This window comes from Pseudomonas sp. 14P_5.3_Bac1, assembly GCF_025466135.1.
GTDB lineage: Bacteria > Pseudomonadota > Gammaproteobacteria > Pseudomonadales > Pseudomonadaceae > Aquipseudomonas.
Window position 1 is genome coordinate 1 of the sequence record NZ_JANLOF010000058.1, and the last position, 301, is coordinate 301.

Consider the following 301-nt stretch of genomic DNA (forward strand, 5'->3'; position numbering starts at 1 on the left):
TGACATTCAGCCGCATCCCGAGGGCGGCGAAACGCTCGTGTATACCGACGAGCAGGGCCGGCCCATCGACATGGGCTCGATTCCGTTGGGCGGCGCAGTATTCAGTGCCGGTGAAGGGCTTGCGGTACGGCGACACCTGAATGGGGAGTTGTTGATCGAAAGTGACGACGGCGTGTACCGCTTGTTCGAGCCGACACCGGCAAACCCGTCGCGACTGCGCCTGAGCCAGTTGGGTGACCGTAACGACAACCGCATTTACCTCGACTATGACGACGCCGGGCGCCTGGTGCGTCTGCGCGAT

The 301-nt window shown here is 62.8% G+C and carries 1 protein-coding gene; it reads left to right on the forward strand.

Translation table 11 applies throughout. The features are described from left to right. The coding region (locus NTD89_RS16065; protein ID WP_262208579.1) for a hypothetical protein at nt 1–301 on the forward strand (301 nt) is incomplete at both ends.